Source organism: Paenibacillus sp. LjRoot56, from assembly GCF_964253335.1.
Classification (GTDB): domain Bacteria; phylum Bacillota; class Bacilli; order Paenibacillales; family NBRC-103111; genus Paenibacillus_E; species Paenibacillus_E allorhizoplanae.
In genome coordinates this window covers 1,131,315-1,146,584 of sequence record NZ_CAXURV020000002.1, presented here as the reverse complement: position 1 = coordinate 1,146,584, position 15,270 = coordinate 1,131,315, and the positions used below count along the sequence as shown (strand labels likewise).

The window sequence follows — 15,270 nt, the reverse complement described above, 5'->3', positions numbered from 1 at the left end:
TTATGGATATTTTTTTAAAAGAAAGCGCACAAAAAAGCCGATGCCTGTTTGCCATCAGCTACAGCCCATGTTCACGCCAACCTATGATTAATGCCAGCCCCAGAAAAATCCATCGCGTTCCCATGCAGCTCTTCCGCCATGCAATTTCTTGAAAATTTTCTTAACCTCTTTGGAAATAGCTTGATTCCCATTGTCATTCACATAAATATAGGATTCCCCAAAATTCTTAACAATATAGTCAACGGCATCCTTTTGATACAAAATCCCTGCCGATTTCAGTTCATTCAGCATCCACTCTGCAATTTCATTCGCTGTCATTCTCCAATCACTCTCCATTCCTTGTCCATTCGATCATTATACCATAAATTCATGCAAAATCCGCATCTGACTAGGGACACCAGCACAATCATTACAGAAGTCTGGCATAGCCCATTCCATCTCCCCCATTGCTCCATATGCTATGTCGAAAGTCAATGAACAAGACTTAACACAGAGAGGGTGAATGAAATGAGTTATGGTGTAGCAGGTGTTGGTGGAGTTGGCTGTGGCGGTGGTTATGGATCATCTGCAGCAATTTTGGTTCTTTTCATCTTGTTGGTTATTATCACTAGCGCTTTTGTAATCTAATACTTCACAATTGATAAAAGGGCAGCCCCGTAATTCAGGTGCTGCCCTTTGAGTTTATTTAACCAGCTTCAGTCTCCGCTGGATTGAGGATTGCTGAGCCAATACTCATTAGGATAAGACCGAATAAAGCCAATACCCCCAGATTCATCCAAAGCTGAGACAATGGTTCACCTGCAGACATTCGCTCGATCGCATCGAGCGCCCACTTTTGCGGGACAAAGTTTGCGAACTTTTGCATCCATTCCGGCATGAGACTAATCGGCCAGAAACACCCGCCCAACATGCAGGTTGGCGTAACAACAAGAGCGTTTATCACGTTCATATTGGTCGCATTTTTCACCATACTCGCTACAGCACTGGCAATTCCCATACTCGCTAACAAGAAAAATTCTAAGATGACAAAATGAGATGCGTATGGGAGACCGTACTCATATCCAGCCACGTATCTAGTAATGAAGAGGATAACCAACACTTGAAGTGTACCCACAACAAAACTGCCCAAGAAGTTTCCTGCTACAATTTCAAAAGCTCGGACTGGCGCCGTGTACGTTCTTGCTAATGTACGAAGTCTTCGATCTTCCATAACGAGAGACACTGTATTGTTCATTAAGCCCATCATAAAGATCAGCATGAGTCCAATCACGATATGCATGTTAGGATTCGTATACAAATCCAAATCCGTTATTTCAGGACTAACTTGGTACTTTTGAATCTGAGAAATGGTTTGCATGGTGATCTCTCGCAAATCAGTCTCTGTTAGACCTTGTTTCCTGTATAAAGCAATCGTATCTTGATACCTAGATAAGATTCCTTCCAGACTTATTTTGAGCGTAATCGTTGATTCATTAGAAGTGAGTTGATACATGTCAAGCTGCGGCACAGTTTCTCCTGCTAATAACTTTTCACTTAAGTCTGCAGGAAGGATGAAGGCACCTGTGACCTTCTGTTTAATTACATCGTTTTTTAATTCGGCTTCAGATGCAGCCAATGTCAATCGATATTCAGGTAATGCACTTAACTCTTGTATGACCTGTGTGCCTAATGCACCTTGATCCAAATTAAGATAAGCGATGTCTGCTCGATTCTCACTTTGTTTACCAAGAACAGTAATAATGAGTGAAACCGCGGCAGCCGGAATAACCAAATACATGAGAAGTCCTTTTCGTTGAAAAAGGGAACGGCGCAGCATATTTAGAGCGATCACCAGACTATTCATGATATCCCCCTTTACGGTAAACAAGAAATGCGATTAGTGACAAGCCAATGGCCATGCAACCTAAAATCAATAAGTGATGCGCTACGATTGTCGTTTCGCTCCCCAGCATGAGTTGAAACATACTTTGCATCCCCCAATAGTTTAACGTGTATGAACCTACTTGCTTAAGGAATCCATCAGGAAGCGGTGTAAAGCCCCCACTTAAGAATGTCATGATCATAATGCCCGTTTGAAAAGTCACCGCGATCGTACTATCTGATTGAAAAATGAGCATGACGACGATGGCCAAACTCATAGAAGCTAGAATCATACATAAACAAATAAGAAAGAGTGTTAGATACTGAGAACCCCAATCCACACCATAGAATAGCTTGGTAGCACCGATGATAACTGCAACCTGACCAATAGAAAGGAACATATTCCCAATAATTTTGCCGAGTAAAATTTGATACTCATGAATAGGCATGCCATTCAAACGAGATAACGTGTGATTCACCTTTTCATTCTGTAAGCTAAAAGCAGTGATCATGCCCGAATATAATAAAAACATAACGAGAATCGACGCCGCATAATATTGCATGGCCGTGTAGTTGCTATTTGAAGCCGCTAATTGGCCTACATGTACCAACGAAGGGCTTGCAGCAGCATGTTGTGAAGAAACGTCTTCGATCTGCTTTAGAGGCTCCAAAGACGACGTACGAGATGTAATCTGGAAAGCTTGAATCTGATTAACTTTATCGAAATAGGTACGAAACACCATTTGAGCTGTGAGATTTTTCAAATAATCATGTCCCACTATCATCTCCCACTGGGCTGCTTTTCGCGCCTGTACTTGAGCGCTGAAATTGATCGGGATGATGACTGCAAATTCAGATTTTCCATCCTTCAACCGTTGTATCGCTTCCTCGCGTGTTGATATCACATGTGTTTGCAGGTGCTTCAGGGTCTCTTGAGACGCCAAGAAACTTTGAAAACCTTCCCGCAAAGCTCCTGAATCCGATTGAAGTATATCAACCTTCACTGAATTTAATACTTTATCCTCGACCTTAAACACGCCTGAAAGAGCTGATCCCAAAATAAAAATGAGCAGTAGGGGCATCAGAAATTGAATCAACAGCACATAGCGGGTCCGCAGTTTCCTTATGATCTCATATTTAGCAATCGTCCAAATTGGCATGTGAATCTCCCCCTAATCTCTCAAGGTTCTTCCGGTCAAAGACAGGAACAAGGCTTCTAGATCAGGCTCCACCTGCGTGAGCGATTGTATTTTAACCTGATGTTTAGACAAAATGAAGAGGATATCTTGCAAATAACTTTGCGACGCACTTACGATCAGTTCCAGTGTTTGTTCATTAGCATTTAACTGTTTTATCAACGGATACTCCCTCAACTCTTTAACCGCTTGATCCGTGAGGTTCGTAATTTGAAGCACAATTTTATTGTCTTGGGAAACTTGATTACGCAGCTCTTCCTGTGTTCCGCAAGCGATAAGATGACCATGATCCATGATCCCGACTCTCGTCGAAATGGCCGACACTTCTTCCATATAGTGGGATGTGTATAGAATAGTCGATCCCATTCGATTCAATTCTCTTACAGAATCTAGAATATGATTACGTGATTGAGGGTCGATCCCAACCGTTGGTTCATCCATAATAATGAGCTTCGGTTGATGCATGATGGCACATGCAATATTTAGTCTTCGCTTCATGCCACCTGAAAATGAACTAGGTTTATCACTCGCACGATCCAGGAGTCCCACAAAGGCTAAAGATTCCTCCACTCGCTCCTTAAGCAGCTTTCCTCTCAACCCATATAATTTAGCGAAAAAAGTGACGTTCTCCCGAGCTGTTAAGTTTTCATATATCGCTAAATCTTGGGGCACGAGCCCCAAATTACGTTTGACTTCCATTGGGTATTTAGCAACAGATTTGCCACCTACCAGAATGTCACCTTGATCGATTTTCAGTAATCCGCTTAGCATTTTAATCGTTGTACTTTTGCCCGCTCCATTAGGGCCTAACAAGCCAAACACTTCACCTTCTCGAATCGTCAGATTCAGATGATCGACAGAAATACGATTGTCATATTTCTTAACTACATCCTTCAATTGAACAAAGCTCATAGATCTCTTCCTTTCTTCACTGCACTTATTACCGTAATTGTACGCTTTTGTGAGCAAGTCGACAGGTAGAAGAAGTCATTTTACAAAGTGACAAAAGTCACTTTATTTTTGTAAAGAAAAGTGTTATCCAACGAAAAGTCGTATGCTATACTTTCTTTACTAAGATAAAGGATGCGAATCTGGATTGATAAACCAACTCTTACTCACACGCTATCTTCTCCTACTTGTACCTGCGATCGCTTCCATGTATTTGGAAACCTACATATCCAATGAAACCTATGCCCTATTCGTACTCTTATTTATTGGACTGACCGAAATCAGGCGAACACGCTTCCCGAACACGAACTGGATGCTCCTCCTTGAAATCAGCTGTACAGGCTGGATGAGTTATCACTTCGAAGGAGTTTGGTTTCTTTCGTTCTTCTCAACCCTTCTGACTTACGTACCCAAGCTGAATCGGCAGCAGCAAGTTGGTGCAATCTTGTTACAGCTTCTTGTTCTTAATTTTTCCTTGCAAAATCAACCATCTATGTATTTCATCTTTGCGAATGTCATGTTTTGCACAATCGCCATCCTCTCTTTCCAGCTTCAGCGAATGAAAAAAAATAAAGATGATGTTGAGCTGCTCTATGATCAACTCCGAAAGCAGCATTATGCATTGGACGAGGCTCGTCTTCAATTAATGGATTATGCCCGAAAAGTCGAGAACATTGCCCAAACGGAAGAACGTAACCGCATCTCACATGATTTGCATGACGATTTAGGACATAAGCTTATCCGAATCAAAATGATGATGGAGGCCTCACTTACCATCCTTCCCTCACAACCAAGTAAAGGTACCGAGATGTTACGTTCTGTTCGCGATCAACTCGGTGAGAGTATGGAACTCCTTCGTTCGACTGTACGTCGATTGAAGCCGAACAAGTATTCGCTGCAAAGTTATTCCTTGGCTAAGTTAATTGATGAGCTAACTCGAGAGAACGCTATCGACATTGAACTCGATATTCAGGGAATGCCTTATGAATTGTATCCTAGCCTTGAATATATTCTTTACCGAAATGCGCAAGAAGCGATCTCTAATGCGATTCGGCATGGCGCTGCTACATACGTTCAGATCACGCTGCAATACGCAGCCAATCAAGTGACCATGCAAGTCTCTAATAATGGCACACGTCAGATGGAGCCTACGGTTAAAGGTCTTGGTTTATCCGGTATGGAAGAACGAATTAAAGTAATTGGCGGGCAACTTCTTATTTCGAATGAGCAACATTTTACCGTAACTACCATACTGCCAGCTTTTCGACACAATGAAGCTAATTAAAAGGGGGATTGTTGATGATTCATGTACTCATAACCGACGACGATCCATTTATTCGTGAAAGCTTACAACTAATTATTGGACTTGATCCTGAAATCTCTGTTGTTGGAACTTGTACGAACGGGAACGAAGCTCTCGCTTTTATTCAAAATGGGACACAAGTAGATGTAGTCCTCATGGATATCCGTATGCCTCTCTGTGATGGTGTTCAAGGAACTAAACAAATCAAGGCAGCGTACCCGGAAATCGCGATACTGATTCTGACTACCTTCGATGATGATGCGTACATCATTCAAGCACTACGAAACGGCGCTAGCGGTTATTTATTAAAAAATATTTCCCCAGATCATATTATTCAAGGCGTTAAGACAGTGAAGCAAGGGAATTTGCTTATTCATCCTGATATTGCTAAGAAACTAACCAGTTTCATTCAAGTTAGTCCCTCAAAAACTGATGCACCGACCCATCCATTTGATGGATATGGCTTGACAGCCAATGAGCAGGTTATCATTGCTAAAATCTCCGATGGCCTTTCAAATAAAGAAATCGCCCAGGAACTATTCCTGAGCGAAGGTACGGTGAAGAACTATGTAACTGAAATTTTAAGTAAATTGAATCTTCGAGACCGTACACAAATTGCCATCTTCTATCTGAAACGGCAACAAGGCTGAGAAACTAATTCACAACTTTACCCGCCTCGATATCTTCCACCGAAGTACTGGCAACTAAGTAATCAGAAATTTCATTGCTATAATTGGTAAAAGGTGTTAATTTGATCGTGGTTTTGAAGAAATGTCCGTTATTATTCAATAAATAATAATACGTGTTTTCTTCTGGCAGCTTATCAATAATGATTGGATTCCAGGAGTAACTAACTTTATCTACAACAAAATAACGGTATGATTCAACATAGGCCTTCAAGGCTTTCAATTTAATTGGATCAGTCTCACCTGACACGACTAATGACTCAAATCTGGAATAAGACATTTGCGGGGGCTGGTTCCCCCACACATTTTTTAATTCCGATTCACTTACATACACTTGACCCGTAAATTTTTCTTTAGCCTTACGTAAAGCATCCGTACGGATCCCCATTCGTTCAATATCACTTAGCCGATAATACGTTTGATCGGTGTTGTTTAATAGGACTGGGTAGGTTGCTCCCTGGTAATCCACATATTGTGCATAGGGATATTGCAGAATAATCTCTGTATAATTCGACTCATTCCCTTCAGTCGGCTGATTCGAATTCACACGTGGGACTACATAAATCGTTTTCGTGTTTTCCTGCCAATTCACGACTGCGCCTAAATAACCAGCTAGCTCCTTAACCGGCAAATAACTTGAATTATTATAAATTAATGGCGGATTCGCTAATTGAACAGCTTGACCATTTACGACAACCTTATAATCACTTCTGAGATACGCATCGACACGTTGAAGTACATCTTGTGCATATACACCTGCCCCAAAGCATGTTCCCATCAGTGTTCCGACGATCGCAACTTTCGACCATTTTGGCATCTTCTTCATTCCAATTCCCCCTGTACCTTTCCTCGCTTGTTAACTTAACTCATTCGACAACTACCTTAATTTACCTCCTTGTTTCGACAATATCCGTCTATTGACCTATATAAGCTAACTAAACAATGCGCCTGATTCATTGCGAGTTGCGCGAAATTGCTTTAGAATAGTTGAAAAACATGCATGTGAAATGAGGACCTACCATAATGAGTTTTACAGGATTTACACAACACGATTTCGATACCTTCGCTATTGAGGGTTTAGACGGACGTATGGCCGCCATTCGCGAGCGAATTCAACCTAAATTTAAAGCCCTTGGCGATGTATTGGCAACCGAATTATCTGTACAATCAGGAACCGAAATGTTCCTCCATATTGCAAAACATTTGCGTCGTAAGATCAATCCGCCTGTCGACACCTGGATGGCTATCTGTCCTAACAAACGCGGCTACAAGCAAGTACCTCACTTCCAGGTTGGACTTTTCGATGATCGAGTTTTCATCTGGCTTGCACTCATTTATGAGCTGCCGAACAAAGGCAATATCGCTACGACTTACATGAACAATTTAAAGCAGATTCAAGCCGAAATTCCAACAGATTTCCTACTTTCCTTTGATCATATGAAAAAAGATACAATTCCCGTGTCTCAACTCGACACTACAGGCTGGAACGAAGCCTTAATTCGCTTTCGTGATGTCAAAAAAGCAGAGCTGCTCATCGGTCGAAACCTACGTTTCGATGACCCTATATTAACAAACCCTGCTGAATTGGAGCAGTTAATCGAACAAACCTTTGAGAAGCTTATTCCTTTGTACAAACTTGCTGTCGACACACCATCGCTCTAATTTCATTAAAAATTTATGTTAAATTAAGGTTACTTTCAACTAAAACGAGGCTTTCCTGCGCAGACTAAATCCTGTAATTCCCAATAACCAGGAAAGGAGGCCTCGAACCCATTGGAAACAACAAACATAAGGAAGCTGCTCATCAGCTCCATCGCACTCACCTGTATCTTGGGTGGTAGCCTCACTGCTGTGGCACAAAACCCTGATTCTGAAGATCAGCCAACCGTTACATGGGAACAGGCAGATGAGACTGGACATAGCGGACACCATAAGCGGAAATGGCCGATCATTGAAGAATCCGCCACCGTTATCGGTGTCGACAAAGAGGTTCTCTTCAAATCGCTGAAGAGCGGAAAAAGCATTGTGGAAGTCGCCGCCGAAAAAGGCATCTCGGAAGCCGATCTCACTGCGAAACTGCAACAACTTCGGACGACGAAGATTGAAACCGCTGTGAAAGATGGCAAGCTGACTGCCGATCAAGGCGATCACATGAAGCAAAAGCTCGGCGAGCATTTAAAGTTCATTCTCAATGAGAAGAACCTGCTAGCTCACCATCCTGGGCATGGCAAGCATAAGTTCGGCTTAAAACCTGACACTGAAAAGCTTGCAAAATCGCTTGGCATGAGTAAAGACGAACTCCGTGCACAACTGCACGCAGGTAAGTCTTTGGCTGAAATTGCGCAAGCGAAAGGCATTTCCAAAGACAAACTAGTTGTATCGATTAAGGATCAATTAACACCTTCCATTGAGAAGTGGGTTGATCACAAAATGGAACCAAAAGCGAAAAAGTAGCGATTGGCGTTAACAGGAGGGGCATTCTATGGAATGCCTCTTTTTCATATTAGCCATATTCTATTTATAAAATGAGTGATTACTCACTTCTCAAGTGCATAAATTTATCGTATGATGAGTTTAGCGTTAAAAGTGAGTGATTACTCACTTTATTATGAATGGAAAGAGGTGCAGAACATGACGTCCGCCACAGCGATTCAAGTGCAAGGAGTCAGCAAGCAATTCGGTGAGAAAACGGTTCTGAAGGACATTACGCTTGCGGTTCCCCGTTCACAGATTTTCGGACTCCTTGGCCCTTCCGGTTCGGGAAAAACAACACTTGTCCGCATGATTGCAGGCATTGATGCCCCCACAAACGGTCAGGTGACCGTACTTGGTCAGAAGATGCCACAGCTAGCTATGCTCTCCCAAATCGGCTATATGGCGCAATCAGATGCCTTATATACCGAGTTGACGGCGCAGGAGAACCTGGCTTTTTTCGCAGCCTTGTATGGCCTCAAAGGAGCCAAATGTAAGCAACGCATTCAAGCTGTCATGGAGCTCGTGGATTTGAGCGATCATTTGAAGAAGCAAGTCAGCAACTACTCAGGGGGTATGAAGCGACGGTTATCGCTTGCCATTTCCTTGCTCCATGAGCCAAGCATTCTTATTCTTGATGAACCGACCGTAGGAATTGACCCTGTCTTACGCAAATCGATCTGGCAGGAGCTGACGAATCTGAGTCTGAACGGTACTACCATTCTTTTGACCACACATGTAATGGATGAAGCAGACAAATGTCATCAACTCGGCATGATTCGAGACGGGAGTCTAACAGCCATAGGTACGCCAGAGGAGTTAAAACACGCTACCTCTTCCTCCACGATTGAAGAAGCATTCTTAGTTTATGGAGGTGCAAAAGCATGAGAATTCGGGCCATTGTGATTCGCATCCTTCGCCAATTTTTCCACGATAAACGAACACTTATGATGATGCTGGTAGCTCCTATGCTCATTTTGTTCATGATGTCCTTAGTTTTCAATGGCAACACCTACGTGCCAAAGCTTGGCGCCGTGAATGTCCCTGCCCTCCTTATTCAGAAGCTGCAGGATTTGAACGCGGAGGTCACCGTCTACTCGGCAGAAGAAGCACAAACGGAACTGGACAATGTTCACTTAGACGCTGTGCTCGTCATGAATGGAACTACACCTCAACTAACCCTGGAAGGCAGTGATCCAAGCAAGAACAAAGCTGTTCTCTTCCTGCTACAAAAGGCGTTGCAGAGCTCTGCCCCGACTGGCACCGCAGCAGTACTTGCGCCAACGATTATATATTTACATGGTGCTGCTGACATGGCCGCTTTTGACAATTTCGGACCGGTTCTTATTGGATTTTTCGTTTTCTTTTTCGTCTTCCTATTATCAGGTGTGTCCTTCTTGAGAGAACGTACAGGCGGAACCTTGGAACGATTGCTCGCTACACCATTACGTCGTTGGGAGATCGTTGTGGGCTACATCCTCGGTTTTGGAATCTTTACCACCCTGCAAGCGACACTTATTGCGTGGTTTGCTACGAGCGTCCTCGGCCTGATGATGGTAGGATCCTTCTGGTATGTGCTGCTGATTACCCTGTTGTTGGCTCTGACTGCGCTCTCCTTGGGAACGTTGATTTCTGCCTTCGCGAACAATGAGTTCCAAATGATTCAGTTCATTCCGCTCATCATTGTGCCTCAGGTCTTCTTCTCCGGCTTGTTCAGCTTAGACACGATGTCTGTATACCTACGCTGGATCGGTCATTTGATGCCGCTCTATTATGGCGCTGACGCTCTGCGGAATATTATGATTCGCGGCGCGGGCTGGGATCGCATCTGGCTTGATGTGCTTGTGCTTGCATCCTTTACTCTCGTTTTTATGATCTTGAATATTGTGGCATTAAAGAAGCATCGTAAGATATAATGGATGGATGTTTAGAACTGAGGAAGAGGTGAATGCAATGTCCGAGATCGAGCCATGGTTAACTGAACTGCTGCGTCTGAACGACGAAGAAGAGAAAATGACCGATAAACAGATTAAGATTGTTCAAGCGGCTGTGGAGATTTTCTCTGAGAAAGGTTTTGCAGGCTCCTCGACAAGCGAGATTGCCCAGAAAGCAGGCGTCGCAGAAGGTACGATCTTTCGTCATTACAAAACGAAAAAAGAGCTGCTCCTCTCGATCGTAGCACCGATGATGTCTAAGCTCATTGCGCCATTTGCGGTTAAAGATTTTACGAAAGTTTTGGAAGCTGATTATCCCGATGTTGAGCAATTCCTACGCGCGATTACCATAAATCGCTTAGAGTTTGCTCGCAAGCACTTTCCTATTATCAAAATTTTCATGCATGAAATCCCATTCCATAATGAGCTTCGCGAACAATTTAAAGAGACGGTGGCTGTTCTGGTTCTGGAGAAAGCTTATAAAGCGATACGGCATTTCCAAAAGCAGGGACAGCTCATAGAACTCCCTGAACCTACTGCGATGCGGCTGATCGTTTCCACGATAATGGGGTTTCTCATTACACGATTCCTTCTAGTTCCAGATTCTGAGTGGGATGAAGAGAAAGAAATCGACTATACGATTAAGTTTATTTTGTACGGACTATCTCCACGATAAAATGGGAAATAAACAAAAAGCTGCACATCCCTCTCCTTCTGGAGAAGTGGATGTGCAGCTTTTCTACGTTCGGCTAAACCGCACGTTGCGCGGTAGCTTGGCGATCAACCATAATGAAGCGCTGCAGCAGCAAGATCGCAGCTAGGCAAAGCACGCCGCCGATGATGAACGGCAGCGAATGTGCGATCGCGAACACCGCTCCGCCAAGGAGCGGGCCTGCAATGCGGCCCAGGCTGTCCATGGAGGAGCTGAGACCTGTCGCGACGCCTTGTCCAACCTTCGTACGCTGCGTAATCAGCGACGTCACACACGGTCTGATCAGCGCGTTCCCTGCGCCGAAGACCGATAAGTAAATCGCAGCGGTTACGACGCTGCTGGAGTACAGCAGCAGGAAGAAACCAGCTGCTGAGAGCAATAACCCGATGCCGATGACGAACTGTTCGGCACCTTGCTTCACGAGGCGGCGTACGACGCCGCCCTGGATCAAGGCACCGACGATGCCGCTCGCGAGGAACATCATGCCGATGTCAAACGGCGTGGCGCCGATTTTGTCCATTTGATAATACTGAAGCGTTGCTTCAAGCCCTGCCAACGTGAACGACACGAAGAAGGACAATACGTACAAATACTTAGAAGCCCCATCGAAAGCTGTCCAGCGCGAAGGCGCTTTTTCTTTGGAAGATCTGCGCTTGTCCGATGTCAAGGATTCTTTAAGTATCGCAGCCGCAAAGAGGAACGAAGCAAATGAAAGCGCAGCAGCTACAAAGAAGGGTGTGTAAGTTCCCCATTTGCTAACAATCCCGCCAAGTGCTGGTCCGAAGATAAAGCCTAGCCCAATCGACATCCCAACCATACCCATGCCTTTGGTTCGATTCTCTGCCGTCGTAATATCTGCTACATAAGCTACAGCACAAGCTGTCGCCGCGCCTGAAAATAAGCCGCCTAGAATACGGGATACATACATGATCCATAACTGATCATTAGCGAATCCGAAAATCAAGAAACTCACACTAAAGCCTAAAAGTCCGATTAGAATAATCGGTCTACGACCAATCCGATCCGATAAGCCTCCCCAAATGGGAGACATCAAGAAAGAGGCTGCTGAGTACACCGACAAGAGTACGGCGTTATGAAACTTCGCTCCCGCTCCAGTCACGACTTCTGGCAACACTGGAATGATAATTCCGAAACCAATAAAGATCGTCATCAGCAACAACATGATGATTCCAATCTGTTTATTCATGATGCATTAAGCCTCCAAACCAATTCTTTTTCCTTATCGTACCATACCTTTTTTGGGGATGGAAATGAACATTTGAAGAACAAGTAACAAGATAAGTACAAATCCACTCGTTAAGAATGGCGCATGATACCCATATACGTCCCAAAGCTTTCCTGACACGATAGGGCCTACAATCATCCCTAATCCTTCAATCGTGAGGAAAAACCCCCAGACTGCCCCTCTTTTCTCAGGCGGAATGGCAGAAGCAATCAGCGCATTCCAAGATGGAATAATGAACGCATAACCCACTCCAAGCAGCGCTACTAAAATGTACAGCATACTCATTGCTTTCACGTATGTGAAGAGCAGTAAGGCTGCCGCACTAAGTGTAAACCCGATCAGTAAAAACGGGCGAATCCCTAAGCGGTCTACCATTTTGCCCATTGGAACTAGAAAAATAACCGTAACCGCTCCCCCAGCGACCAGAAATAGGCTGTATTGAAAGGAAGATAACATCAATACTTCTTTGGCATAAAGCGTTAGAATCGGCGTTAATATCCCTAGAGCAAAGGTCTGTGCAAACATAGCGGGAAACATCAATGGACTAATTGACATCGATCTCCGAACCTCGCTTAAATAGGTAGATACACGTTGTAACCAAGATGGCTTTTGTATTTGCTGAGACTTGATGGCAACCTGTTGCTCCACGAAATCATGGCTAGACATATTCACCTTCTGTTTTCGTGGAAGCATGAGCGCGACTAGCACGACTACCGTCATACAGCCAATAAGCAGCTTGAATGCAAAGGCATAGTTATTTTCACCGACGAAGAAGTTAATCACCACAGGACCTAGCCCTACGCCAGACAACCAAGCCATATATACCACACTCATGATCGTCGCTTTGCCTTCATCCCCCGCCACTTCAGTTGTTCCCGTGATGACACAAGGCCATAATGGGGCCGTCCCAAATCCGAGCAGCGCACAACCTACAATCATCCACACGTATTCGGTTGAGATGGCCATGATGATAACGGAAAGGAATGTCAACAACACGCCTGTTAACATAGTCACACGGTAGCCAAGCCGATCAATAATCCAGCCCACAGGTGTACGTAATACATTATCGCCAATATATTGGGCCGCTAACGTCCATCCGATAACAAATGCAGAAGCACCGAGCGATGTTGTCATGTAAACGGGCAAAACGGTTAAAAGCAAGGCTCCCTTTACAAATTCTACGACAAACATAATAATTAACAATTCCATCACAAATGGTGAGAAAAGTCGATTATCCCGCCATTTTCGCATCCAAATCATCCGATTTCTCCTTTTTATTGCCTATTTATACATTCTCGTGTTAGTTTGACCCCATTTTGTGCAAACTATTTTGAAAAAATTAACTTGCATCAAATCTCTAGTTTGATATACTCATTTTGTTTGTTGCAACTTTTGGACAAGCAATCCACGATAGAAGGGAAGCGATAATCAGGTGGATCATACCCGTACACCCCTGTTCTCTGCATTGCTTGCGCATGCGGAAAGAAATCCAATTCAGTTTCACATTCCTGGCCATAAAAAAGGAGTCGGCATGGACCCGGAGTTTCGTGCTTTCATAGGCGATAATGCCCTTTCCATCGACCTCATCAATATAGCACCGCTAGATGATCTTCATCAGCCAATGGGCGTTATTGAAGAAGCTCAGAAGCTGGCTGCGCATGCGTTTGGCGCGGATCACACATTCTTCTCTGTGCAAGGTACGAGCGGAGCGATTATGACAATGATTATGACGGTTTGTTCCGAAGGCGATAAAATTATCGTGCCGCGGAATGTCCATAAATCTGTACTAGCCGCAATTATTTTCGTTGGAGCTAAGCCTGTTTTCATTCAACCTGCTCGCGATAAAAATCTTGGAATTGATCATGGTATTCCGACTCGTTCTGTTCGCCGTGCGCTTGAAAAGCATCCGGATGCGAAAGCCGTGCTTGTCATTAATCCTACCTATTATGGTGTATGTACGAACCTTAAAGAGATCGTAGATCTCGTTCACAGCTACAATATGCCCGTTCTTGTTGATGAAGCGCATGGTGTGCTAATTCATTTCCACGAGAACCTGCCGATGTCTGCTATGGAAGCTGGTGCTGATATGGCGGCTACAAGTGTACATAAGCTTGGTGGTTCCATGACGCAAAGCTCTGTCCTCAATGTCAAAGGAAATCGCGTGAACCCGAAACGTATACAAACGATCATTTCGATGCTGACTACGACGTCGACTTCGTATATTTTACTAGGTTCGTTAGACACATCTCGCCGTCACCTCGCTCTGAACGGACGTGAAATGGCAGAACGCACCATTCAGCTGGCTCACTATGCGCGTAAGCAAATCAACGAGATTCCAAACCTCTACTGCTTCGGGGAAGAAATTCTCGGGGATGAAGCCACTTTCGCTTATGATCCTACCAAAATTTGCGTACATGTTCGTAAGCTAGGTGTCACGGGCTTTGAAGTAGAGAATTGGCTGCGCGATCACTACAATATCGAAGTCGAGATGAGTGACATGTACAACATCCTCTGTCTCTTCACACCAGGAGATACACCAGAGAATGTTGACATTCTATTAACGGCTTTGCGTGAATTATCCCACATCAATGATGATGTTGTCGAAGTCAAAGAAGTTGTCATCAAGGTTCCTGCGATTCCACAACTGACTTTGACGCCACGTGATGCTTTCTACGGTGAAACGGAAGTTCTGCCATTTAAAGACTCTGCGGATCGAATCATTGCTGAATTCATCTATGTTTACCCGCCAGGCATTCCGATTCTACTCCCGGGTGAAGTTATTACACAAGAGCTGATTGATTATATTGTTGAGCACGTAGAGGTCGGATTACCTGTCAAAGGACCTGAAGATCGTAGTGTCCAACAGGTGAAAGTGATTGTAGAAACACAAGCTATCTTCTAAGCTCTCTACCC

General features: G+C 44.0%; 16 protein-coding genes. 9 read left to right on the top strand and 7 right to left on the bottom strand.

Translation table 11 applies throughout. The features are described 5' to 3' along the window. Positions 1-87: 87 nt before the first annotated feature. Positions 88-318, bottom strand: coding sequence for a DUF6953 family protein (locus tag ACSQ8O_RS17545; protein ID WP_056612515.1), 231 nt, complete (start codon positions 316-318; stop codon positions 88-90). A 189-nt stretch (positions 319-507) separates the two neighbouring features. Here ACSQ8O_RS17545 and ACSQ8O_RS17540 point away from each other — a divergent pair, with 189 nt between their 5' ends. Continuing rightward, positions 508-627 (top strand): YjcZ family sporulation protein, encoded by a 120-nt coding sequence (locus tag ACSQ8O_RS17540; protein WP_436242712.1) that lies wholly within the window; start codon positions 508-510, stop codon positions 625-627. A 58-nt stretch (positions 628-685) separates the two neighbouring features. Here the strand turns inward: ACSQ8O_RS17540 and ACSQ8O_RS17535 are convergent, their stop codons facing one another. From ACSQ8O_RS17535 to ACSQ8O_RS17525, 3 genes are read right to left on the bottom strand one after another with little or no spacing between them, the layout of a single operon-like run. Next, positions 686-1,843 (bottom strand): ABC transporter permease, encoded by a 1,158-nt coding sequence (locus ACSQ8O_RS17535; RefSeq protein ID WP_436242711.1) that lies wholly within the window; start codon positions 1,841-1,843, stop codon positions 686-688. Then, positions 1,836-3,020 (bottom strand): ABC transporter permease, encoded by a 1,185-nt coding sequence (locus ACSQ8O_RS17530; RefSeq protein ID WP_436242710.1) that lies wholly within the window; start codon positions 3,018-3,020, stop codon positions 1,836-1,838. Before ACSQ8O_RS17530 ends, ACSQ8O_RS17535 begins: the two co-directional genes overlap by 8 nt. A gap of 12 nt (positions 3,021-3,032) precedes the next feature. After that, on the bottom strand, positions 3,033-3,968 hold the full coding sequence (locus ACSQ8O_RS17525; protein WP_436242709.1) for an ATP-binding cassette domain-containing protein: 936 nt from the start codon (positions 3,966-3,968) through the stop codon (positions 3,033-3,035). Positions 3,969-4,152: 184 nt separating this feature from the next. Here ACSQ8O_RS17525 and ACSQ8O_RS17520 point away from each other — a divergent pair, with 184 nt between their 5' ends. Together ACSQ8O_RS17520 and ACSQ8O_RS17515 are read left to right on the top strand one after the other, a co-directional pair. Then, a complete protein-coding gene (locus ACSQ8O_RS17520) occupies positions 4,153-5,289 on the top strand; it encodes a sensor histidine kinase (protein WP_436242708.1) in 1,137 nt (378 codons plus the stop codon). Between the two features lie 14 nt (positions 5,290-5,303). Further along, positions 5,304-5,957, top strand: a complete 654-nt coding sequence (locus tag ACSQ8O_RS17515; protein WP_436242707.1) for a response regulator transcription factor — start codon at positions 5,304-5,306, stop codon at positions 5,955-5,957. Positions 5,958-5,961: 4 nt separating this feature from the next. Here ACSQ8O_RS17515 and ACSQ8O_RS17510 read toward each other — a convergent pair whose 3' ends face one another. Beyond that, the gene (locus tag ACSQ8O_RS17510; RefSeq protein ID WP_436242706.1) at positions 5,962-6,819 is read right to left on the bottom strand and encodes a stalk domain-containing protein; all 858 of its coding nucleotides are present in this window, start codon (positions 6,817-6,819) and stop codon (positions 5,962-5,964) included. A 197-nt stretch (positions 6,820-7,016) separates the two neighbouring features. Between ACSQ8O_RS17510 and ACSQ8O_RS17505 the strand changes: the two genes are divergently transcribed. From ACSQ8O_RS17505 to ACSQ8O_RS17485, 5 genes are all read left to right on the top strand, one after another. Further along, positions 7,017-7,655 (top strand): DUF1054 domain-containing protein, encoded by a 639-nt coding sequence (locus tag ACSQ8O_RS17505; protein ID WP_436242705.1) that lies wholly within the window; start codon positions 7,017-7,019, stop codon positions 7,653-7,655. A 111-nt stretch (positions 7,656-7,766) separates the two neighbouring features. Further along, positions 7,767-8,447, top strand: a complete 681-nt coding sequence (locus ACSQ8O_RS17500; protein ID WP_056612530.1) for a hypothetical protein — start codon at positions 7,767-7,769, stop codon at positions 8,445-8,447. Between the two features lie 177 nt (positions 8,448-8,624). Further along, entirely contained in the window at positions 8,625-9,353 is a 729-nt protein-coding gene (locus ACSQ8O_RS17495; protein ID WP_436242704.1) for an ABC transporter ATP-binding protein, read from the top strand. After that, the gene (locus ACSQ8O_RS17490) at positions 9,350-10,381 is read left to right on the top strand and encodes an ABC transporter permease (protein WP_436242703.1); all 1,032 of its coding nucleotides are present in this window, start codon (positions 9,350-9,352) and stop codon (positions 10,379-10,381) included. Before ACSQ8O_RS17495 ends, ACSQ8O_RS17490 begins: the two co-directional genes overlap by 4 nt. 7 nt (positions 10,382-10,388) lie before the next feature. Then, positions 10,389-11,075: a TetR/AcrR family transcriptional regulator gene (locus tag ACSQ8O_RS17485; protein WP_436242702.1), complete on the top strand. Its 687-nt coding sequence runs from the start codon at positions 10,389-10,391 to the stop codon at positions 11,073-11,075. 73 nt (positions 11,076-11,148) lie between these two features. Here the strand turns inward: ACSQ8O_RS17485 and ACSQ8O_RS17480 are convergent, their stop codons facing one another. Together ACSQ8O_RS17480 and ACSQ8O_RS17475 are read right to left on the bottom strand one after the other, a co-directional pair. Next, positions 11,149-12,318: an MFS transporter gene (locus ACSQ8O_RS17480; protein ID WP_236287640.1), complete on the bottom strand. Its 1,170-nt coding sequence runs from the start codon at positions 12,316-12,318 to the stop codon at positions 11,149-11,151. Between the two features lie 33 nt (positions 12,319-12,351). Then, positions 12,352-13,617 (bottom strand): MFS transporter, encoded by a 1,266-nt coding sequence (locus tag ACSQ8O_RS17475; protein ID WP_056612541.1) that lies wholly within the window; start codon positions 13,615-13,617, stop codon positions 12,352-12,354. Between the two features lie 172 nt (positions 13,618-13,789). Between ACSQ8O_RS17475 and ACSQ8O_RS17470 the strand changes: the two genes are divergently transcribed. After that, positions 13,790-15,259 carry an aminotransferase class I/II-fold pyridoxal phosphate-dependent enzyme gene (locus ACSQ8O_RS17470; RefSeq protein ID WP_236287636.1) on the top strand — a complete coding sequence of 490 codons (1,470 nt, stop codon included), beginning with the start codon at positions 13,790-13,792 and terminating at the stop codon, positions 15,257-15,259. Positions 15,260-15,270: the final 11 nt, after the last annotated feature.

Coding starts and splice junctions, on each gene's coding strand:
- ACSQ8O_RS17525 (WP_436242709.1), bottom strand. CDS start 3,968: ATGAGCTTTGTTCAATTGAAGGATGTAGTTAAGAAATATGACAATCGT.
- ACSQ8O_RS17505 (WP_436242705.1), top strand. CDS start 7,017: ATGAGTTTTACAGGATTTACACAACACGATTTCGATACCTTCGCTATT.
- ACSQ8O_RS17510 (WP_436242706.1), bottom strand. CDS start 6,819: ATGAAGAAGATGCCAAAATGGTCGAAAGTTGCGATCGTCGGAACACTG.
- ACSQ8O_RS17540 (WP_436242712.1), top strand. CDS start 508: ATGAGTTATGGTGTAGCAGGTGTTGGTGGAGTTGGCTGTGGCGGTGGT.
- ACSQ8O_RS17535 (WP_436242711.1), bottom strand. CDS start 1,843: ATGAATAGTCTGGTGATCGCTCTAAATATGCTGCGCCGTTCCCTTTTT.
- ACSQ8O_RS17490 (WP_436242703.1), top strand. CDS start 9,350: ATGAGAATTCGGGCCATTGTGATTCGCATCCTTCGCCAATTTTTCCAC.
- ACSQ8O_RS17480 (WP_236287640.1), bottom strand. CDS start 12,318: ATGAATAAACAGATTGGAATCATCATGTTGTTGCTGATGACGATCTTT.
- ACSQ8O_RS17485 (WP_436242702.1), top strand. CDS start 10,389: ATGTTTAGAACTGAGGAAGAGGTGAATGCAATGTCCGAGATCGAGCCA.
- ACSQ8O_RS17475 (WP_056612541.1), bottom strand. CDS start 13,617: ATGATTTGGATGCGAAAATGGCGGGATAATCGACTTTTCTCACCATTT.
- ACSQ8O_RS17495 (WP_436242704.1), top strand. CDS start 8,625: ATGACGTCCGCCACAGCGATTCAAGTGCAAGGAGTCAGCAAGCAATTC.
- ACSQ8O_RS17530 (WP_436242710.1), bottom strand. CDS start 3,020: ATGCCAATTTGGACGATTGCTAAATATGAGATCATAAGGAAACTGCGG.
- ACSQ8O_RS17545 (WP_056612515.1), bottom strand. CDS start 318: ATGACAGCGAATGAAATTGCAGAGTGGATGCTGAATGAACTGAAATCG.
- ACSQ8O_RS17515 (WP_436242707.1), top strand. CDS start 5,304: ATGATTCATGTACTCATAACCGACGACGATCCATTTATTCGTGAAAGC.